15 protein-coding genes are annotated in these 19072 nt (G+C 63.1%); 5 read left to right on the top strand and 10 right to left on the bottom strand.

The features are described from left to right. Positions 1–12: 12 nt before the first annotated feature. The 6 genes from EEQ99_RS00310 to EEQ99_RS00335 form a co-directional block, all read right to left on the bottom strand. Complete coding sequence (locus EEQ99_RS00310; protein ID WP_047614524.1) at positions 13–1194, bottom strand: serpin family protein; 1182 nt, start codon at positions 1192–1194, stop codon at positions 13–15. 13 nt (positions 1195–1207) lie between these two features. Continuing rightward, entirely contained in the window at positions 1208–3751 is a 2544-nt protein-coding gene (locus tag EEQ99_RS00315; RefSeq protein ID WP_127429849.1) for a trypsin-like serine protease, read from the bottom strand. Continuing rightward, positions 3748–5364 (bottom strand): caspase family protein, encoded by a 1617-nt coding sequence (locus EEQ99_RS00320; RefSeq protein WP_127429850.1) that lies wholly within the window; start codon positions 5362–5364, stop codon positions 3748–3750. Before EEQ99_RS00320 ends, EEQ99_RS00315 begins: the two co-directional genes overlap by 4 nt. 22 nt (positions 5365–5386) lie before the next feature. Continuing rightward, positions 5387–7336, bottom strand: a complete 1950-nt coding sequence (locus EEQ99_RS00325; protein WP_127429851.1) for a DUF4384 domain-containing protein — start codon at positions 7334–7336, stop codon at positions 5387–5389. 212 nt (positions 7337–7548) lie between these two features. Further along, positions 7549–7926, bottom strand: a complete 378-nt coding sequence (locus tag EEQ99_RS00330; protein ID WP_097630168.1) for a hypothetical protein — start codon at positions 7924–7926, stop codon at positions 7549–7551. Between the two features lie 192 nt (positions 7927–8118). Next, positions 8119–8709: a hypothetical protein gene (locus tag EEQ99_RS00335; protein WP_047613358.1), complete on the bottom strand. Its 591-nt coding sequence runs from the start codon at positions 8707–8709 to the stop codon at positions 8119–8121. Between the two features lie 151 nt (positions 8710–8860). Between EEQ99_RS00335 and EEQ99_RS00340 the strand changes: the two genes are divergently transcribed. After that, positions 8861–10468: an NHL repeat-containing protein gene (locus tag EEQ99_RS00340; protein ID WP_127429852.1), complete on the top strand. Its 1608-nt coding sequence runs from the start codon at positions 8861–8863 to the stop codon at positions 10466–10468. A 13-nt stretch (positions 10469–10481) separates the two neighbouring features. Here the strand turns inward: EEQ99_RS00340 and EEQ99_RS00345 are convergent, their stop codons facing one another. Then, positions 10482–11705, bottom strand: coding sequence for a methyltransferase family protein (locus EEQ99_RS00345; RefSeq protein WP_127429853.1), 1224 nt, complete (start codon positions 11703–11705; stop codon positions 10482–10484). On the opposite strand from EEQ99_RS00345, the gene EEQ99_RS34370 reads away from it, so the two are divergent. Beyond that, complete coding sequence (locus EEQ99_RS34370; protein WP_164735879.1) at positions 11704–11970, top strand: hypothetical protein; 267 nt, start codon at positions 11704–11706, stop codon at positions 11968–11970. The two genes, EEQ99_RS00345 and EEQ99_RS34370, sit on opposite strands and share 2 nt — an antisense overlap. A 212-nt stretch (positions 11971–12182) precedes the next feature. On the opposite strand, the gene EEQ99_RS00360 is transcribed toward EEQ99_RS34370, so the two are convergent. The 3 genes from EEQ99_RS00360 to EEQ99_RS00370 all read right to left on the bottom strand — a co-directional run bounded on the left by EEQ99_RS00360 (position 12183) and on the right by EEQ99_RS00370 (position 17208). Then, on the bottom strand, positions 12183–14762 hold the full coding sequence (locus EEQ99_RS00360) for a caspase family protein (protein WP_097596039.1): 2580 nt from the start codon (positions 14760–14762) through the stop codon (positions 12183–12185). Between the two features lie 222 nt (positions 14763–14984). After that, the gene (locus EEQ99_RS00365) at positions 14985–16262 is read right to left on the bottom strand and encodes an L-fuconate dehydratase (RefSeq protein WP_097542613.1); all 1278 of its coding nucleotides are present in this window, start codon (positions 16260–16262) and stop codon (positions 14985–14987) included. 211 nt (positions 16263–16473) lie between these two features. Beyond that, positions 16474–17208, bottom strand: a complete 735-nt coding sequence (locus tag EEQ99_RS00370; RefSeq protein ID WP_047611919.1) for an SDR family oxidoreductase — start codon at positions 17206–17208, stop codon at positions 16474–16476. A 315-nt stretch (positions 17209–17523) separates the two neighbouring features. Between EEQ99_RS00370 and EEQ99_RS00375 the strand changes: the two genes are divergently transcribed. The 3 genes from EEQ99_RS00375 (at position 17524) to EEQ99_RS00385 (ending at position 19050) form a co-directional block, all read left to right on the top strand. Further along, a complete protein-coding gene (locus EEQ99_RS00375; RefSeq protein ID WP_097596041.1) occupies positions 17524–18309 on the top strand; it encodes an IclR family transcriptional regulator in 786 nt (261 codons plus the stop codon). Positions 18310–18379: 70 nt separating this feature from the next. Next, the gene (locus EEQ99_RS00380; RefSeq protein WP_028759067.1) at positions 18380–18694 is read left to right on the top strand and encodes an ArsR/SmtB family transcription factor; all 315 of its coding nucleotides are present in this window, start codon (positions 18380–18382) and stop codon (positions 18692–18694) included. After that, complete coding sequence (locus tag EEQ99_RS00385) at positions 18691–19050, top strand: SRPBCC family protein (protein WP_063475714.1); 360 nt, start codon at positions 18691–18693, stop codon at positions 19048–19050. Before EEQ99_RS00380 ends, EEQ99_RS00385 begins: the two co-directional genes overlap by 4 nt. Positions 19051–19072: the final 22 nt, after the last annotated feature.

A 19072-nucleotide genomic window follows, 5' to 3' on the forward strand; every position in this document is an offset into this window, starting at 1 on the left:
TGAAACCGAATTCTATTCACCCGCCAGAAGCGGGTCACCGATCAGGCCTGCGGCGAGCAGCAGGCCGGTCTTCGTATCGCGAAGCGCGAAGGCAAAACGGGCATCGGCGATGACGCGAACAAGTGTCGGCTCGATGCTGCGTTCCGTGATGACAGCCGTGGCTGCCGCCGCCTCCGTGCCGTTTTCGTCAACCTTGATCATGGTCTTCTGCAGGACATGGGACAAGCGGATGTTTTCCTTGGTGAAACCCGGAAAACCCGCATCCTTGGCCTTCTCGGGCGCCACGCCCATCGCATTCAGTACCGGCATCAAATCACGCCCGTCGTTCAGGGAAAAGCGGGGCAGGAAGATTTCGCCCTTGGCGGCCTCGAATTTCTCGCCCTGAAGCCAGGAAGCGAGCGCCTTCAGATCCGTGCCGCCGACACCCTTGCCGGAGCGCGCCGCCACCACGACCATGCTGTAGCTCTCGCCGGCATAGGCAAGATCGACGGCGGTGAATTTTTCATCGGAGCGAAACCTCTGCCCGTCGCTGGCAAGATGCATCATCGGCACCGAAATCGTCGAGCCATCCGGGCGCTGAAATGGGCTTGCCGGGCTCTCCTTCTCGAAGGAGGTCTTCCAGCGCGCCTTGAAGGAGAGTGCGCCGAGGCTGACGAAGCCGCCGCCGGGCGGTGCGTCGAGGATCGACGGAATGGCGCCCCGCGTGGCGTTCTTCACCCAGCCGTTGATGTTCTCGACCGATTTCGGCCCGTCGAGATCCTCGATCGAAGGTTTGACCCGGTGACCGGCGAGCATGGGAAGCGCATCGGCAACGAGCACCAGTCTGTCGTCGAAGACGATCGCAACCGCCGTCGCCAAAGGCGCATCGGCCGCGGCCGGCTTTTCCCCCGTCATGGCGGCAAGCACCTTTTCCGGTCCCTTCACTTCGCCGGCGAAGCCGAGGCTCTTGGCGATTGCCGCCTTGCCCTCATCGGAGGCGCCGAGGCTTGCGAGACCGAGGGCGGCCGCAAGGCTTGCCGGCGACACCATGATATTGGCCGCCCCTTCCTTTGCCAGGGTGCGGTCGATGAGCTCGGCGGCAAGCCCCGCCTGGGCGGCAAGCACCGCCTTGCTGTCGCCGGTCTCGCCGGCATGGACTGGGGCAAACGCCATCAGGGAAGCGGCAAGACCGGCCAGCAGAGTGGATTTCGGCATGGTTCGCTCCTCTTCAGCGGATGCGATAGAATTTGGAATCGAACGACCATTTGCCCTGGGCGCCGGTCTCGTCGTCGCCGACGATCCTGAGGCTTCGGGCGAGATCGTAGACATAGTTGAAGGCGGCGCGCTGGCCGACCAGCGGTGTCGGCACATCCGGCAGGTCGAGCACTTCGATCGGCTTGTCGCTGAGGATGGCGACGACCATACCGACGCCGGCCGGACCCTCGACCTGATATTCGAAGCCGATATAGGGATTGCGCGCATCGGGCACGACGACCGGCCGGGCCGGATCGAGCCGGTTGTCGCCGCTCTTGGCCGTCGGCTTCAGGCCCATCGAGCGCTTGTTCGGGTAGAGCTGCGTCAGCTTGCCGGCGGCGTCGATATCGACCAGGATCAGGTAACCGGACTTCTTGGTAGAGACGCGCATCGCCACCTTGTCGCCGATGCTGACGGCGGTGCCGGGCAGCATGTCGACGGCAACACCGGCCTCATTGTCGCTCTTCAGCGTATTTTCGACGGCGGCGACCGGCGTCTTCGCCTCCTCGCCGGTGATCACGTCGCGGCCTAGCGCATCCGGCAGGCCGTAGAATTGCGGGACCGGCGTGAAGCGGCAATCCTCGGCATGCGTCCGGCAATATTCGTCGGATTTGCGCCGGACATAATCGAGAAGGGCGGCATTGCTGACATTCGGCTTGTCGGCGGCGCGTGCCACGCCATCCTGCACGCCTTCGATGAAGTGGCGGGTGAAAACACCGAGCGCCGGCTTGGCCTCGCGATCGACGAGCGCCCACTGCCCTGCATTGACGGCCGACCAGACCATGGCGCTTTCGCCACCGAAGGAGAATTTCGCTTCCTTGCCTGACTTGTTCGGCGGTTCGATGGCTGCCAGTGCCGGGCCGAGGCAGCGCACGGTGCCGGAGGGTGCTGCGACCGCGCTGCGGCTGCCGGGGCCGACATGGCAGGCGTCGATCAGCAGGGTGACGCGGCGGTCCTTGAGGCTGTTCAGCCGTGCGGCGATCTCGGTTTCGCGGATCTGGTTGGTGACCGTCACCTTGCCACCCTCGCGCACCAGTTTCGCATCGGCTGCCACCAGCGTCGGGCTCGTCGTTTCCTCGGCGCCCATTTCCTCCGAGCCCTGGCCGCTGAAATAGAGGAAGACACGGCTTCCCGGCGTCGACTGGCGCACCAGCCAGTCGTCGATCTCGGCCAGGATCGCCTCGCGGGTCGCCTTGCGGTTGGTCAATGTGTGGATCTGTTCCGGGCGGTAGGCGAGCGTCTTGGCGAGGAAGACCTGCATCGCCTTCACGTCGCTGGCGGAGCCGGTCAATTTGGCCTCGCGCATCTCGTAATCGTCGATGCCTATCAGCAGCGCGCGATCGCCGGGGGAGCCTTGGATCACTGGCGTCTGGACGGTCGGGGATTGGACGTCGGGTTCGGCGTCTGCAGGCCCGGTGACGGGTTTGTCCGCGGGCATGTCGGGGCTTGGCGTTTCAGTCGTGCCGGCAGGCGCGCTATTGCCGGCGGGCGGGGTATCGCCGGCGGGCGGCGACGTGATGGTGAGGTTGGCCTCTTCCTGCCCGGATTTTTGCTGCTTCGTTCCGGCGCCGGTGGTGGCGGACGCGACCTGATCGCCTGTCGCCGATCCTTCGACATCAGGCACGTCGCCGTCGGTCTTTACGGCGATCCAGCCGCGGAAGGCAGCGACGCGGGTATAGACGCCGTAATGTTCGGCCTCGGCGCAGCCGGCGCCCCAGCTGACGATGCCGAGCTGGATCCAGCTTTTGTCGGGACGCTGGGCGACGAGCGGTCCGCCGCTGTCGCCCTGGCAGGCATCCTTGCCGCCTTCGGCATAACCGGCGCAGACATTGCGCTCGTCGATCGGGTTCATCCGCATCGAGCTGTCACGATAGGCGGCGCGGCAGTCCTCGCGCGGCACGATCGGCAGTTCGACTTCCTGCAGTTCGGTCGGCAGATATTTGTCATCCCAGCCGTGGTCGGCCTTAGTGTAACCCCAGCCGGTGACGACGGCGGGGTGGCCGGCGGCCTCCACCGCCTCATCCGAGGCCGAGGCAAGGATCGCCGGCTTCGATTTGGCGGGCTCGGCGAGCTTGATGAGGGCAATGTCGTTGGCGAAGACCTTCCGGTCGAAATCCTCGTGAATGATCACGTTTTCCACGGCAAGGCCGGGCTTGTCGGGCCCGTCGACCGCGATCACCTTGTCGATCTTCGACTTGCCCTCGACGATCAGCAGATCCCGGGCGAAGAGATCCTGCTTGCCGGAGCGGCCGCTGGTGACGCAATGGGCGGCCGTCAAGATCCAGCGCGGCGCGATCAGCGAGCCGCCGCAATGGCCGCCGAAGCGGCCGCGCTGTTCGGGGTCGGGCGCCAGGATCTTCACCTGCCAGGGCCATTCGCCTTTTCTCGCCGCCTGACCGCCGATGACGCGCCCGCCATCCTCGCCGGCAAAATCGGTATCCTGCTGCGCAAGAGCTGGAGAGGTCAGAAGCAGCATGACGGAGGCAATCGTGAGGACCCTGCTGATCGACGTGCTCATAGCTTGGCTCCGGCGGAGGTATAGAGGACCGTAAATCCGACGCGGGCGCCCTCGGGGAGGAATTCGCCGAGGCGCCTGGCGATATTGCCGGCCGTGCGGCGCCTGTCGTTTTGCTTCAGGAACTCCACAAGCTGCGGCATCGGGGTTTCAGAGGTGACGGCGACGAGCAGGTCGGTGCCAAACGGGGCGACGACCGAAAGATCGAGGTCGAAGGTCTGAGACATCTCGGCATCGGCCTCCTTCTCGTTGGGATAGAGGAACTGCACGGTGCCATCGCCGCTGACGTCGAAGAGCACGAGCTTGCGGCCCGATAGATCCGAAACCGTGACGCCGACGCGCTCGCCTTCGCCATGGACGGTGTCGGAGGGCGTCACGCGCACGGTTTGCGGGTTTGTCTCCGACAGCCGCTTCAGCGTGTCGAGCGCGGCCATCCGGTCGACGACAAAAGGCATGTCGCCGGCGCCGACGCCGGAGGCGACGACATCGCCGCCGGCAATCGCCTCGCGATTTTCCGGATCGAAGACGAGTTCGGCATCGGCACCCTCGGTCACCTTGAATGGCGTGACGGCTGCGTCGATCCCCTGCAGAACCGGCTCGGACCCCAGGGCGGCGACGCTGATCGGCGCGGGCTCGGTGGGCAGCGGAGTGTTTGATTTCTCCGCCACCGCCTGCGCCCCCGCCCCTTCGTAGGCATAGACGACCACACGGTCGAGATCGGTTCCGGGCGGGCTTTCGGTAAAGATGTTCTGCCGCTGGTCGGTGAACTGATAGACCGCCTGGCGCACATATTCGAAGAGTTCGCGGCGGCTGACGGCGCCGTCGCCGTTGCGGTCCGCAGCCCCCTCGAAGGCGCGGGCGGTGGCATAACTCAGCGCGCCGCGCTTCTGCGGAATGCCGGGGATCGTGATCTCGGGCGACTTGGTGTTCTCGTCGACGGCGGCAAGGAAGGTCAGCCGCTCGAAATCGAAGCCGGTGGATAACGCATCCGCCGTCGTCGAGATCGGCGCGAGGTCATCCTCCTCGATCGTATAGGACGGCGCCTGACGCCAGGTGATCTCGGCGCCGCGCGGATCGACGTCGCGAGTCATGCCGCCGGCATGGCAGGTATCGGCGATGAAGACGACATCGGCGCCCTTGGCCTCGAGGTTGCGGATCAGCACCTTGAACTCGTCGCCGAAGATGCGCTCGCGCGATCCGGGCAGCCGGGTGTCGAAGCCGGCCAGCACATAGACCTCGTCGCGGCCGCTCGGTTTCGAGCCCTTGACGCGTTCCGGCTCGCTCGACCCGTGACCGGCAATGCCGAGCACGACGAGGTCGCCAGGCCCTGCCCGCTCCGTCACGGCCCCGATCGCTTGAAAAATGCCCTCGCGATCGGCTGCGCCATTCTTCAGGAGCGTCATGTCTTCGACGCCGACCGAGCGCAGCGACAGGGAAAGGTCCTCGGCATCGGCGACGGCGCCATGCAGCGGCGGGACATTGCGATAGAGATCGATGCCGACCAGCACCGCCCGGACCGCGCCGCGCTCGGGCGCCTCGATCGTCCTTGCCAGGCTGTCGGTGGCCGCCAGGATGAGGAGGGCTAATGCGGCGGCCATGGAAACGGATGCGGACATGGCCAAACTCCCCTCGCCCCCACTATTCGCGGCGCCATTCGACGCGCCGGTTCAACGCATCGACATCGTCTTCGGTGAGGTTTGCGGTTGCGGTCACGTCGACCGGCTCGGAGGCGCCGCGGCCCTCGGCATCGATCGTCGCGTCGATGCCGTGGCTCTTCAGGAAATCGGCGACGGCCTGGGCGCGGCGCTCGGACAGCTTCTGATTATAATCGTCAGCGCCGCGCCGGTCGGTATGGCCGACGAGGATGATGCGACCGGGCTTCTGCTCCTTCAGCGCTTCCAGCAGTTCCTCGGCGGCCTCGGTGCCGATCGAGGTGAAGCTCGACTTGTCGAAATCGAAGGTGATCGGCACCGGAATGGAGACCGGCACGATGCCGCGCACATTCTCGGAATAGATGCCGCCGAGCACGCCGCTGCGGTGATCCTTCTCGGCCGGCACGAAGCTGCCTTGCGGATTGTCGCTCGAAGGATTCGCGGCAAGGATGCGGGCCTGGGCGGCGCGCTGGATGAGATCGGAAATCGTTTCGGCCGGCGGCGCCTTCGGCGTGCGGGTCTCGTTCTTGATGATCTCGATCGCCTGCTGGTAATCGGCGGCGGCATCGGCGAAGCGGCGAGCGGAGAAATAGATCTCGCCGAGCGTGGCGGAAGCCTGCCACAGCACCTGCGGACTGTCGGCAGCGACAAGCAGCGGTTCGTAATCGGCGACCGGTCTATCGGCGGCCATCATCTCCTGCGCGGCGGAAAGCCTGAGGGCTGCGACGCGGCGCTGGGCATTCACCTGGAACTGGCCGCAATCGGCGCTGACGGCGATCGCATCGGCCTCGGAAGCGGCAGCGGTGATATCCTTGGCGGCGACGGCGGTGTTCAGCTTGTCGAGAAGCGCGGTGCAAACCGGCGTATCGGCGTTGGCGACCTCGATCTCCTCGCCGGCCTGATCCGGTTCGGCCGAGCGGCCGAGGTTCAGCTGCGGCATCTTGATGCTGAAGCCGCCGGGCAGCTTGAATTGCGGCATCTTGATCTGCGGCATCGGCAGTTTCGGCATCTTGGTCTGAGAAGACTGGGCCGGCTGCTTGTACTGCGTCGGCTGCTTATATTGGGTCGGCCGGGTGGACGACGTGGTGTCGGCAGGGCCGATCAGTTCCAGTTCGTCGGCGGCAAGTTCCTGGCCGGGCGCCAGATTGGTGACGATCTTGTATTTCTTCGGCGGCTGTGTGGTGGCCTGCTCGACAGGCTTCGGCGCGACTTTTTTCGGCGCAGCGGGCTTCGGTTTTTCCACCGCCGTTTCCGGCTTCTTGGCAACTTCCTGTTTCGTCACCGGCTTCGGAGCGGCTGCCGGTTTCGGCGCAACGGGCGGCTTTGCCGCCTGCTCGACCGGTGCGGGTTTTGCGGCAGGGGCGGCTGCGACGGGAGGGGCCGCGGGCAGACTATCGACCGTCGTCAGAATCAGCGTCTTGCTACTGATCTTGGTGCCGAGGCTGCGGGCTTCCTCAAGGCTGCGGGACACGGCATCCATGCCGCCGTCGATCGAGCGGAACATGCCGCTGCCGCTGCCGCCGAGATCGGCGAAGATGGTCAGCGGCTTGGAGGAATAAAAGACCTTGATCTGCTCCTGGCCGACCGGACCTGAAACCTGCAGCCGGGCGCCGCTTGCCGGATCCGGCACCTGCACACGCTTGCCGGCGCCGATGAGCGCATCGGTCTGGTACTTGTTTGGGAAAAGCTTCACCACCGCGCCGTTCGGCGAAACGTTCAGCACCGTGACATAGGCGTTTTCGCTCGACTGGATGAAGAGGCCGACCACTTCGCCGATGGCGTATTTGGCCTCGGCGCGATCGAAGGTGATGCTGACGGGGCCGGTCTGGGCCGGCGCTTCGGTCAGTGTGCGTTCGTTCTGCGCCTCGACGGCGGGAACCACCGAAAAGAATGAAAGAAAGGTGGCTGCTGCTAGGATGGCTTTACGGTTCAGCATTGGAAAACCTCCTCTTCGAACAATCTCACACTGTGTTGAAGATGAGAATAGCACTGACCGGCGAAATTGGGATGGTTTCACCCGTCTTGCTTGAGGGAGGGTTACAAATTATTTGGAGCCCGAAAGAATCCCTCAAGGCAAAGAGGTAAGCAAGACTCATGCTCGGCAATATCCGGCGGCTATTATAGTCCGTTCGGATGGCTGGGATGCGGTTAGTTCTTGGGTTTCTGCCCGGCTGATTTCAAAATCGAGATCAGGTCGCTCATTCCCTCGGGCGAGGAATTGTAGAGCCAGAGAATATCCGGATTGTCGATCGCGAATTCCTTGCCGGGGCCGGAGCCCATGTCGCGGCCGGGCGAGGTCGCATCGGGCAGCTTGCCTTCGCCGGGCGCCAGCCCCTCGGCGCGCTCATGTTCGGCGATGATGGCGGTCGCCGCAGCAAAGGCCTTTTCGTCCTGCTGGCGCAACGCTGCCAGCGCGGGGTTGCGCGCCGCCAGCGCATCCTCGACCGGGCCGGCCTGACTAAGCTCAGGCATTTGCAGCGCCAGCAGCAGGCCGATCGACAGGGTTATGAGCCAGGATTTCGTCATCGTCGTCACATCCGTCTTATGGGCGCCATTACGCGACAAGCGCCCCGACAATAGGGAGAGGCTGGGAGGATGGCAACGGCGCTTGGCGCCAATCGATTGGGAGGGTTGAAATCGACTGGCAGAGGCGCTTTCGCTCTTTGTTTTATGCATGTCGTTGCCCCGGAACCGCTGCACACTTCCGGGCGACATGCATTAGAGGATCTTCAATTGCTGCAGACTGAGGCGCAGGTCGCGCAGCATCTCGCCGAAGATCTCCTCGATCATCCCCGTCGACCAGACGACCATGGTGCCGTAGGGCGAGCGCTTGCGCTGCATGAAGCCCGCCGTCTCGAAATCGATCAGCGTCTTGCGGCAGGTCTCGCTCGACATCACCGCGACCAGGAAGCGGGCGAGATTGGACTGGTCGATCGCGCCTGATTTTTCCGCCCAGTTCTGGATCAGCCGCGGCTTGGTGTCGGCGGTGAACATCGAGGCGAGCGCCCGATCCTGCGACAGCCCCAGGCGCTGCAGCTTGGCCGGATCGCGGGTCAGCGAAACCACGTAGTCATTGTGCAGATCGGCGAAGCGTTCGATATCCTCGGCCGTGTTGATGCCGAAAACCTTCATCGAATAGAGGAACTCGGCCATCAGATAGGTCGGCTCGGAGCGCAGTTGCGCCAGATGCTTGTCGTCCTTGCTGGCAGACGCCGCGCAGACGCGATCGGAAAAACCTATCCGTGCGGCGCGAACCTGCTCCAGCAGGCTGATGTCGAGCGCCAGTTCGTCACCGTTCCATTCCAGCATAAGCATTTCCTGCCAGCAAATCTTCGAGACGATGATCTTGTACTATTCCAGGCGCAGATCTCCAAATCGTTTGGAAAGCAACAGCTTGCTGATGGGGCGCATCTATCTTACCATTTTGAATGACTTGGCAGTCTTTTCGAGGGTCGAGGCAATGCGTGGTTTGGGGTCGCATATTCTGTTTGCCGCGGCACTTGCAGTCGCCTCGCCAGGTTTTGCCAAAGACACGACAATCATAGAGCTTCGCAGCGGCGACGGCGCGCGTTCGGTCGGCATCATCTCGTCCAACGAGGAAGTGGAGGCATCCGGGCCTGCGGCGATCACCGTCGGTGACGACGGCACCATCTACATTCTCGACCAGAACAACGGCCGCGTGCTCGCCGTCGACGCCGAACGTTCGCAGGCCGATCCGGAGATCCTGCCGCTGCCGGAGAATGCCACGCCGGAGGATCTCGCCGTCGTCCACAACGAACTCTACCTCTGGTCCGATGGCGTCGTGCCGCTCGAGCGCGCCACCGATGCCGACGGTCGGTCGCAGACGCTGCGCGCCGTCGACGGCGGCGGCGATGCCGACGACTACACCCGCTCGGTCTTCGCCTCGATGGGCTCGGTATCGCCCGGGCCGCTGAACAGCATCATCGACGAGATCGGCCGCAGCGTGAGCCGGCCCGAGGTCCGCCCGCCGGTCAAGCAATATGTGCCGAGCCGCGGGCTCGGCGATATCGTCGCCGAAGTCTCGGCTGCCAACGACAAGGCGGAGATCCTGCTGCGGCGCAGCAGCTCGGAGGAGAATTTCCTGTCGCTGCAGCTGACCTCCGAAGGGCGGATCGGCACCGTCGAACTGCTCGACATCGACACAACAGGCAGGCCCTATGCGCTGGTCGAGCTGGTGCCGGCCGACCGGCCCGAACGCACCGGCATGCTGGTGGTGCGGTTCACGCCGAACGGGGCAATCGACCGGGTCTACGACCTGCCGATCGAACCGGGCACGGTCTTCTCCAGGCGTTTCGTGGCGATCGGCCCGCGTGGCGACGTGCTCTATTTAAGATCGCTGGAGAGCCGGGCGCAGGTGCTGCGGCTCGACGGCAGGGAGCCCGGCCGCAAGCTTGCCGTCGCCAGCCCCGCCAAGCAGCCGAATGCCGGCAAACCCGGCAAGACGCCGAAGGTGGCGATCGTGCCGAAATCGCGCAGCGACGTCATCGAGCGGGCCATCGGCTTCGAGACGCTGAACTGGCTGGTGACGCCGACGGCCTATGGCAAGGATCCGGGTCCGGGCTGCATCAACATGAACCGGCTGCGCCGCCCGACCTACCTGATCGGCAAGCGCGGCCAAACGGTCAAGGGTGTTCCCTATTGCTGGGGCTGCAAGACGCCGCTCGAGAATTTCATCGGCGGGGTGGAAAAGGGCCAGACCGCCGGCAATGTCTGCACCAAGAGCGCGCCGCAATCCAACATCCTCGGCGTCGACTGCTCCGGCTTCGTCAGCGACGCCTGGGGCCTGAAGATGCATGTGACGACGCGCGCCATCCCCGGCATCACCAAGCGCCTCCCCGACCCCTGGTCGCTACGGCCGGGCGACGCGCTGAACAAGCCGGGTTCGCATGTGCTCTTGTTCATGCGCTTCACCGACGACCGCAAGGTCGAGGTGATGGAGGCCTCGCCGAACGCCTGCAAAGGCCGCGTCTGCCGCAACACCTATTCGCTCGGCAGCCTGTTGATGCGCGGCTACCAGCCGGTGCGTTTCAGGGGGCTGGATGGTTGAATGAAAGGCAGCGTCAGGCTGCCGGCTTTGACGCCAATCGGCGCTTCGCCATCGCCAGAAGGCCATGCGCGGCAACGCTCTCGGCATAGTCCCGATAGGCGGGATCCCGGCTCAGCATGCGCTCTTCAGCGCGGGCGCGCATGACGTAGATAAGGCTGACGATCGCCAGCATGCCGGCCCGGGCAAGTCCTTCCGCAAGGCCGCTGGCAATGAAGCTGGGAAATGCAAAAAGCCACCAGGAGATGTTCTTCGAGACGTAGGCTGGGTGTTTGATGAAACGATAGGGACCTGAGGTGATGATGCCGCGATGGGTGAGGTTGGAAAATCGCGGCCCGAAAGCGACAGTCGCCCAAACGTAGATCACGGTGCAGGCCAGCGTCGCGACGCTCCAGAGGATGAAGATGGCCGACCCCTCCTGGATCACCGTCTCCCAGCCCGGCCCGTCGCCATAGGGCACGAAAGTATGTGAAATCGCCGGGAAGAACGGCTCATAACAGATGAGGCAGACCAGCCAGCCGAGCGCCGTCGTCTCCGTCGCCCTGACATGCCAGCCGAAAAGCTTGAAGGTGGCAATATAACCACCGGCGGCAAGCACGACGTCGAGAAGAAAGACAAGCCGCATGAGACCTTCGAACCAGGCCGCCGAGAGTACCGGAAACGCCCAGGCCGGCTTGTCGGCGAGATCGGTAAGAGCGGCCATGCCGCCCGAGAACATCAGCACGAGAAAGAAGCATTTGATTGCGAGCAGGCGCAATGCGAACAGCACGTCCTCCTCACGAAAATCCTGCATCAGCACCGCGCGCCCGACCTGATGGAGGTAATCGTCGGGCTCTTCGGCGATCTGATCGGTGGCTACGATGTAGAGGATGGTGGCAGCAGCCAGCGCGATGGAAATGAGGATGGTCGTATGGCCGGCCTCGATGAACCATCGGACCGCCGCCGACTCTGTGAAAAACGGAAAGACCGAACAGGCGATGACAACCACACCCAAAAGTGCTGCGAGGCCGACAAGCTTGGTTCCGATGCGGCGCCAGAAGATGGCGGAAGCCTCGTTCCGTCTTTCTCGCGACGCCCAAGCCCGACGAGCGGCTGGCGTGCCCTCTACGACGATCCATGCCAGGAGAAGGCAGAACACGGCAAGCGCCATCGCCTTGCCGGGCTCAAGCTGCAGATAGGCCGAGAGTGCAATGCCGACAACTGCTCCTGCGAGGGTTCCGGCTTCTGTTGTGAATTGCATGTTCACAACCAATTTCTCGTACTGTGCGAAAGCAGAAAGTCGTAACTCAATCTGCTACCAATCACCTCCACTAGAACTAGTACCACCGCTGGAACTAGAGCCACCGCTGGAGCTCGACGAGCCACCGGAACTTGAAGAGCTGCTGGAGCCAGAAGAACTCGAAGAACCGCTGGAACTAGAGGAACCCGAGGATCCACTTGAACCGGACGAACTACCCGAGCTGCTTGAGCTGGAATCATTGCCGGAACGCCCGAAAGTTGTTTGATTGCGCGGCGCGGCTACTTTTCTGATGGTCGCGGTCTGTTTCCTGGTGGTGGTTTGTTGGCTCGTCGGCTCTCGGCTGGAGAACAGCGTCTGAGCGCCGGGATCAAAGACGCAGCTTTGCAGGATTGCCCCGGAGCCCGCGATGAAGGTTGAGCACAAGAGAATACGGATAATCAGCTTGTTGGTCATAAAGGGCGCCCCCAGATCGCCTTTTTAGAAGAGATCGTACCTCGGATTTCGCTTCACCCATGTCGCCTTTGCCAGCTGAACGAGCCTCGCATCGAGCGTCTTAGTCTTTGGAACTGCCTTTAGCTCCGGATCTGTCAACTCGGCGATGAAGGCTTCTTCGGCCTTCTTCTTGGCAGCTGCCGGCAAGGCTTTGAGCTCAACTAGAGCCTGGTCTTTCGGATCGCCACTGCCTGGCAAATTGACGGCGGATGCGAGTGCAAAGTATCGAGCCGCGGTCGGAATACCCTCGGGATCACTGTCATCGTCTTTCGCGAGTGTGGCCCGGTCGAACGCCCCCCAGTAGTCGCCACGTTCCGCACCTATCTGCAGCCATTTCACCGCTTCGGCTTTATCGGCCGCAACGCCGATGCCGTCACGGTACATGCGTCCGAGGTTCGTTGGTGCGTGAGGCTGACCGCCTTCTGCTGCTTTCGTAAAAAGATCGATTGCTTTGCTCAGATCTTGCGGTGCGCCTTTTCCGAAACGGTAGACCAACGCAAGATTGTTCATGGAATAGATATCGTTGCGCTCGACGCCAGCTTCATAGAAGCGGATTCCGCGTTCAGGATCAGCTGGAACGTTGACGCCGTTGAGAAAAATATAACCAAGAGCGTTCATCGCGTAGGTGTGACCCATATCCGCGGATTGAAGCAGGAGGCGCAATCCACGTTGGGGGTCAGCCTTGATACCCCGACCATAATACAGGTCGCTTCCGAAGCTATGCAGGGCATAAGGATCGCCCTTCTCTGCCCCTGCCTGAACAATCTTGGCCGCTTTTTCAGCGTTACGCGGCACCGAGGCACCAAAGTCGTACATGGTCGAAAGGTGTTGGATCGCCCGGACATGCCCGGCATCCATCGCCTTCGTGATCGTGGCAAAAGCCGTCTTCGTATCGCGATTGGCAAGCTGGGCGCGGCCGAGCTGGTAGACGAAACGCGCCACCTTGGGATAGGCCTTGACCGCCTCCGTGCAGGCCGGCAGTGCGGAGGCGGGGTCGATCTCGTTCGGCAGTTTTCCGGCGGTCACGCCCTGCAGGTCGAGGGGTGCCGCGGCCGCGGTGTCGCAGGCGTCGAGCGCCGGTTTGAAGGTGATGGTGGCCGGCGCCAGGTCGTCATTGGCGGCCTGTAGCGTCAGGGCGAAAGGCTGGTTTTCGGTGCCGATCTGCGGCTCGTAGGAAAGCGCCGGAATATCGGCGGCCTCCAGCACGTGGCCAAGCCCGATCACCCGCTCTCCGGCGCGCAGTGTGCCCTTGTCGGGCAGGGCCGCGACCTTGAAGGTCATTTCGGTGGCCGATGCCGGGACGGCAGGCAGGCCGGCTTCGACGGGGCCGACGCCGATCGTTGCGCTGACGTCGCGCGGCAAGGTCTTCAAATAGGCATCGGCATCGGCAAGCCGCGCCTGTTTTTGCTGTTCCAACTGGGCGAGCTTGGCGCCGGCATCCGCCGAGACGGTGATCGCCACCACGCCCTGCGTCGCCTGGCCATAGGGGTCGCTGACGGTATAGCCGATCAGGCCGACGGTGCCGGCGGCAACGCCGGATGAATCATAGGTCAGCGCCGTCAGGGCTGCGGCCGGTATCTTCGCGCCCTGCTCCACGGGTTTGCCGTCGAAGCTGAGTTTGCCGGTCTTTGGAAGCTGGTTGAGGGTGACGAGCAGCGCCGAGCCGGTCTCGTCATGCGGCGGGGCGATCGGCAGTTTGGTGGCGGCGGCTCCCTCCGGCACGCTCACCTGCTGCATCGGTTCGACGCTCGGCGGCGGTGGCGCCGGAATGAAATAGAAGCTGTCGGTCAGCGAGGAGTTTTCCCACGGAACCTGCTTGCCGCCGGTCATGGCGATCACATCGCGGCGCACATCGGTGAGGACCTGGCGGATTTCCTTGTTGGGTTCGCTGGCGCGCTTGATGAAGGATTCGGAATAGGGGCTGAGAGCGCCGGTGCCATCGAGCGCCACCTGGCCCGGTTCGGTGGAGAAGGCGATCAGGCTGCCGAGATCGCTGTCGATGCGCGCCAGTCCGCGCGTGGCGCCGACCGGTTCCAGCTTTTCGGCCATCCAGAATTTCTGGGCGTTGAAGGGATTGTTGCGGCAGGCGTCGAGGAAGATCAGCTGCACCCGCGAATTCTGCTTGAGATGGTTGAGGATCAGGTCGAGCGGCATGGTCTGCGTCTCGACGTCATAGGGCGTCTCCAGGGTCGCATCGACCGGCACGATGAAATTCTGCCCGCCGACCTGGATGCCATGGCCCGAATAATAGATCAGGCCGGCCTCGGCATTGCTGGTCGAACGCAGGAAACGGCGCACCGTATCCTCAAGCCCGATGCGGTCGACATTGACGCCGATCGTCACGTCGAAACCGGCCGCCCGCAGCGTGCTGGCGACCTCTTCGACATCATTGGCGGGATTGGGAAGCGAAGGCAGCGTCTTGTAGACCGAGTTGCCGATGACCAGGGCGACGCGGCGCCCGCTCTCTTCCGTGATGGCGGCATGTACGGTGCCGATCGACAGCAGCATTGCCGCGACGATCAGCAAATAAGCGCACAGTCTCCTGACATGGTGAAACTTGGGCATGGCTCGATCGCAAACATCTATTGTCCAGAGTTCAATAAAATTTGCTGGCCTGCTGGTGCTGGGCCCCCTCCGCATTCACAGTTTGAAAATATTCCTCGGCGCTTCAAAAAGCAAGCTTCGCCGCCTCCAAGTGAATTGGAGCAGTCCCGTCAGATTGGAAGCCCGTCATCGACAAGAAAGACTGTCGAAATCAGGAATTTAACATGCGGCGGCGAAGTTTCCTTAACCTCGAAACGTATAGTTGCTGATCGAGGCCGGTTTCATCTCGATAGAGAAGCCCGGCAAGGTAGGCGGCATATACGCGGCGTTCTCGATCCGGCAGGGGTCGAGGAAGTGTTCGTGCAGATGGTCGACATATTCGATGACCCGGCCGTCCTTGGTGCCGGACACGGCGACATAGTCGATCATCGACAGATGCTGCACATATTCGCAGAGGCCGACGCCGCCGGCATGCGGCCAGACCGGCAGACCGAACTTGGCGGCGATCAGCAGCACCGAGAGGACCTCGTTCAGCCCGCCCATGCGGCAGGAATCGATTTGCACGATGTCGATCGCGCCCTCGGCGATGAACTGCTTGAACATGATGCGGTTCTGGCACATCTCGCCGGTCGCGACCTTCACCGGGCTGATCGCCTGGCGGATCTTGCGGTGGCCCGCGACATCATCGGGGCTCGTGGGTTCCTCGATGAAGAAAGGCTTGGCGAAGGAGAGCGCCTTGACCCAGTCGATCGCCTGGCCGACATCCCAGACCTGGTTGGCGTCGATCATCAGGTAACGATCGGGACCGATCACCTCGCGGGCGATCCTGAGGCGGCGGATATCGTCTTCCAGGTCGCGGCCGACCTTCATCTTGATATGGTCGAAGCCGGCGTCGATCGCCTCCTGGCAGAGGCGGCGGAGCTTTTCGTCGCCATAGCCGAGCCAGCCGGCCGAAGTCGTGTAGCAGGCATAGCCGTCTTTTTCGAGGATGGCGATGCGTTCGGCCTTGCCCGCCTCGGCGCGCTTCAGGATCTCGACCGCTTCGTCGCGGGTCAGCACATCGGTGAGATAGCGGTAATCGACGATATCGGCGATCTCTTCCGGCGACATCTCGGCGACGAGCCGCCAGACCGGCTTGCCGGCCTGTTTGGCCAGCAGATCCCAGACGGCATTGACGACCGCGCCGGTCGCCAGATGAATGGCGCCCTTGTCCGGGCCGATCCAGCGCAGCTGGCTATCGCTGGTCAGATGCCGCCAGAACCGGCCGGGATGGGCAAGAATCTCGGCAAGATCGGCGCCGACGACGAGGTGGCGCATCGCCTTGATCGCCATGCAGCAGATGTCGTTGCCACGGCCGATGGTGAAGGTCAGGCCATGGCCGGCAAGATCAGGCGCGTCCGTATCGAGAATGACATAGGCGGCCGAATAGTCCGGATCGGGGTTCATCGCATCGGATCCGTCCAGGCTTTGCGACGTGGGAAAGCGAAGATCGAAGACGCGAAGATCGGTGATGCGGGTCATGGTTGTTCCTCCCGATTATAATTGTATGGGGCCGATGGCGGCGGCCGGATCGGCCGGCGGTGCCGCCGGCCGCGTGATCGGCTAAAGCGCGTTGCGATCTTTCAGATTCGCTTCTCACGCTTTACGTCTTTGTTTTACGCAATTCCCGGCAAAACCGCTTCGCGCTTTGCCTGGGAAAACCGCTGCGCATTTCTGCTGGAACTGCTCTCAATCAGATCGTCCAGCCGCCGTCGATGGCGATCGCCTGGCCCGACGTATAGGTCGCGCCGGCGAGATAGACGGCGAGATCGGCGATCTCCTCCGGCGAGCCCAGCCGGCCCATCGGCTGGCGGGCGATGAAGGCGGCGCGCGCCGCATCGTAATCGCCCTGGGCGCGCATGCGGTCCTGCAGCGACGGGCTTTCAACCGTGCCGGGGCAGATGGCGTTGCAGCGAATGCCCTGGCCGACGTAATCGGCGGCCACGGATTTGGTGAGCCCGATTACCGCCGCCTTCGTGACGCCATAAGCGAAGCGGTTCGGCACGCCCTTGATGCTGGAGGCGACAGAGGCCATGTTGACGATGGACCCGTCCTTGCGTTCGATCATGCCCGGCAGCACGGCCCGGATGGTGCGGATCATCGCCTTGACGTTGAGGTCGAAGGCGAATTCGAGATCGGAATCCTTCATCTCGAGGATAGAGCCGGCATGAACGAAGCCGGCGCAGTTAAACAGCACGTCGACAGCGCCGATCTCGGCGACGAGGGCCGTGACCGCATCGTCTTCGAGCACGTTCAGTCTGTGGGTGGAAACGCCGGTTTCGGCGGCCAGCGTCGCCAGCGCCTCGGTGTTGATGTCGGTCGCGTGGACCTTGGCGCCGACCGCGGCAAAGGCTGTCGCCGTCGCCCGGCCGATGCCCTGGCCGGCGGCGGTGATGAGAACGGTCTTGCCGGAAAGTCTGTTTGTCATATCACGGGCCTTTTCTGGAAGTGTCTATGCTGGACGACGGAATGCGGTTTGTCTTGATGAGGCTCGGGGGCGAGGCTCGGGCCTTTTCTCATTTTGCGCGCTTCGACGGTCGTCCGGCAAGATATTGTTGGCGGCTTGCCGCCCAGTCCTGGTGCCGGGAAGGCCACGCGGTTTCACCTGATATCGGGCGACGTCTTCAGTCATGATTTGTCTGTTTATAGACAAACAGACGATTGGCCAAGGGTCAAGCGTGAAGTTTTCCTTTTCCGGCTGCAGTTCTGCGTATATGCAGAATGGTATTCACAGGAGGAAGGAATGGAGACCGACGAGTCAGACCGCTACCGCGCTCCTGCCCTCGACAAGGGCCTCGATATCCTGGAACTGCTCGCCGGTGTCGATACCGGCCTCACCCAGGCCGATATCGCCAAGCGGCTCGACCGCAGCCCCAATGAATTCTACCGCATGCTCGATCGCCTGGTGCGCCGCGGTTATGTCACCCGGCTGGACGGCGATCGCTATTCGCTGACACTGAAGCTCTTCGGTCTCGCCCAGTTGCACGCGCCGGTGCGCCGGCTCGCCTCCTATGCCACGCCGCTGATGCGCGATCTCGCCCAGCGCACGCGCCAGGCCAATCACCTTGCCGTCTTCGATCGCGGTGCGGCGGTTGTCATCGCTCAACAGGAGGCGCCTGACTATTGGGGGTTCTCGATCCGCATCGGCGCCCATATCAGCCTCTTCGACACCGGTTCGGGGCATGTGCTGCTCGCCTTCCGCAGCGAGGAGGAGCGGGAGATGATGATCTCGGAACATGTGCGCAGCCGCGCCGACATCGAACTCGGGCCCGAATTCTACGACCGCCTCGAGCAGATCCGCGAGCGCGGCTACGAGATGATGGCAAGCGCCCAGACGGCGGGCGTCTACAACCTTTCCGCCCCGGTGCTCGGGCCGGACCGACGCTGCATCGCCGCCCTCACCTGCCCGTTCATCGCGCTCGTCAATGCGCCGTCCGCGCCCGATATCACCCAGACGATCATGCTGGTGCAGAAGACCGCCGCCCAGCTTTCGCTGCTCGCCGGCGCCGATGTCGGCAATTCCGGCTGACGGGTCCCCTCGGAAAAGCCTGTCGCGAAGCAGACTTGCGAATCGCATAAGTTCGTGCTTATGTGTCGACATGATCGAGAATGACATTTTCCGAGCCTTGGCCGACCCAACCCGCCGCGCGATCTTCGAGAAGCTGGCGGCGGGCGGCATGAACGCCAGCGCCTTGCGCGCGGGCATGGAGATCAGTCAGCCGGCAATGTCGCAACATCTCTCGGTTTTGCGGAGCGCAAAGCTCGTGAGGGAAGAACGGCAGGGGCGTTTCGTGAATTACGAAGTCGATCCGGAGGGACTGGCTCTCATCGCACAATGGTTGGCGAAATATCGTGCCTACTGGCCTGCCCGCATCGAAGCTCTCAAGGTCTTGCTGAAGGATATGGACCAATGAACGACGGAAAGGCCACCGAGCAGAAAGACGGCATCGAACTGGAATTCGATCTGGATGAACCGCCGCACAAGGTCTGGCGTGCAATCAGCATCCCCGAATTTCGGGAAAACTGGTTGCCAAAAGACGCTTTGGCCGATCCCGAACCGGCCACTATCACACCTGGCGAGGAAGTCCGTTATAGCCTGCGCGACAACGCTCCACCTTTCCTTGAAAGCTCGGTGACGTTCACGATCGTCCCGAACGCGACCGGCGGCACCCGCCTGCGCATTATCCACGAACTGACCGACGCGAGGCTCGACCGGATGGCGAAAGCGGCCGCGAACAGCAACAGTCCGCCCGTCATGCTCGCCGCCTGACGCGGCAAGCCCCGTTAAATTC

The sequence above is a fragment of the Rhizobium anhuiense genome (genome assembly GCF_003985145.1).
GTDB classification, from domain to species: domain Bacteria; phylum Pseudomonadota; class Alphaproteobacteria; order Rhizobiales; family Rhizobiaceae; genus Rhizobium; species Rhizobium anhuiense.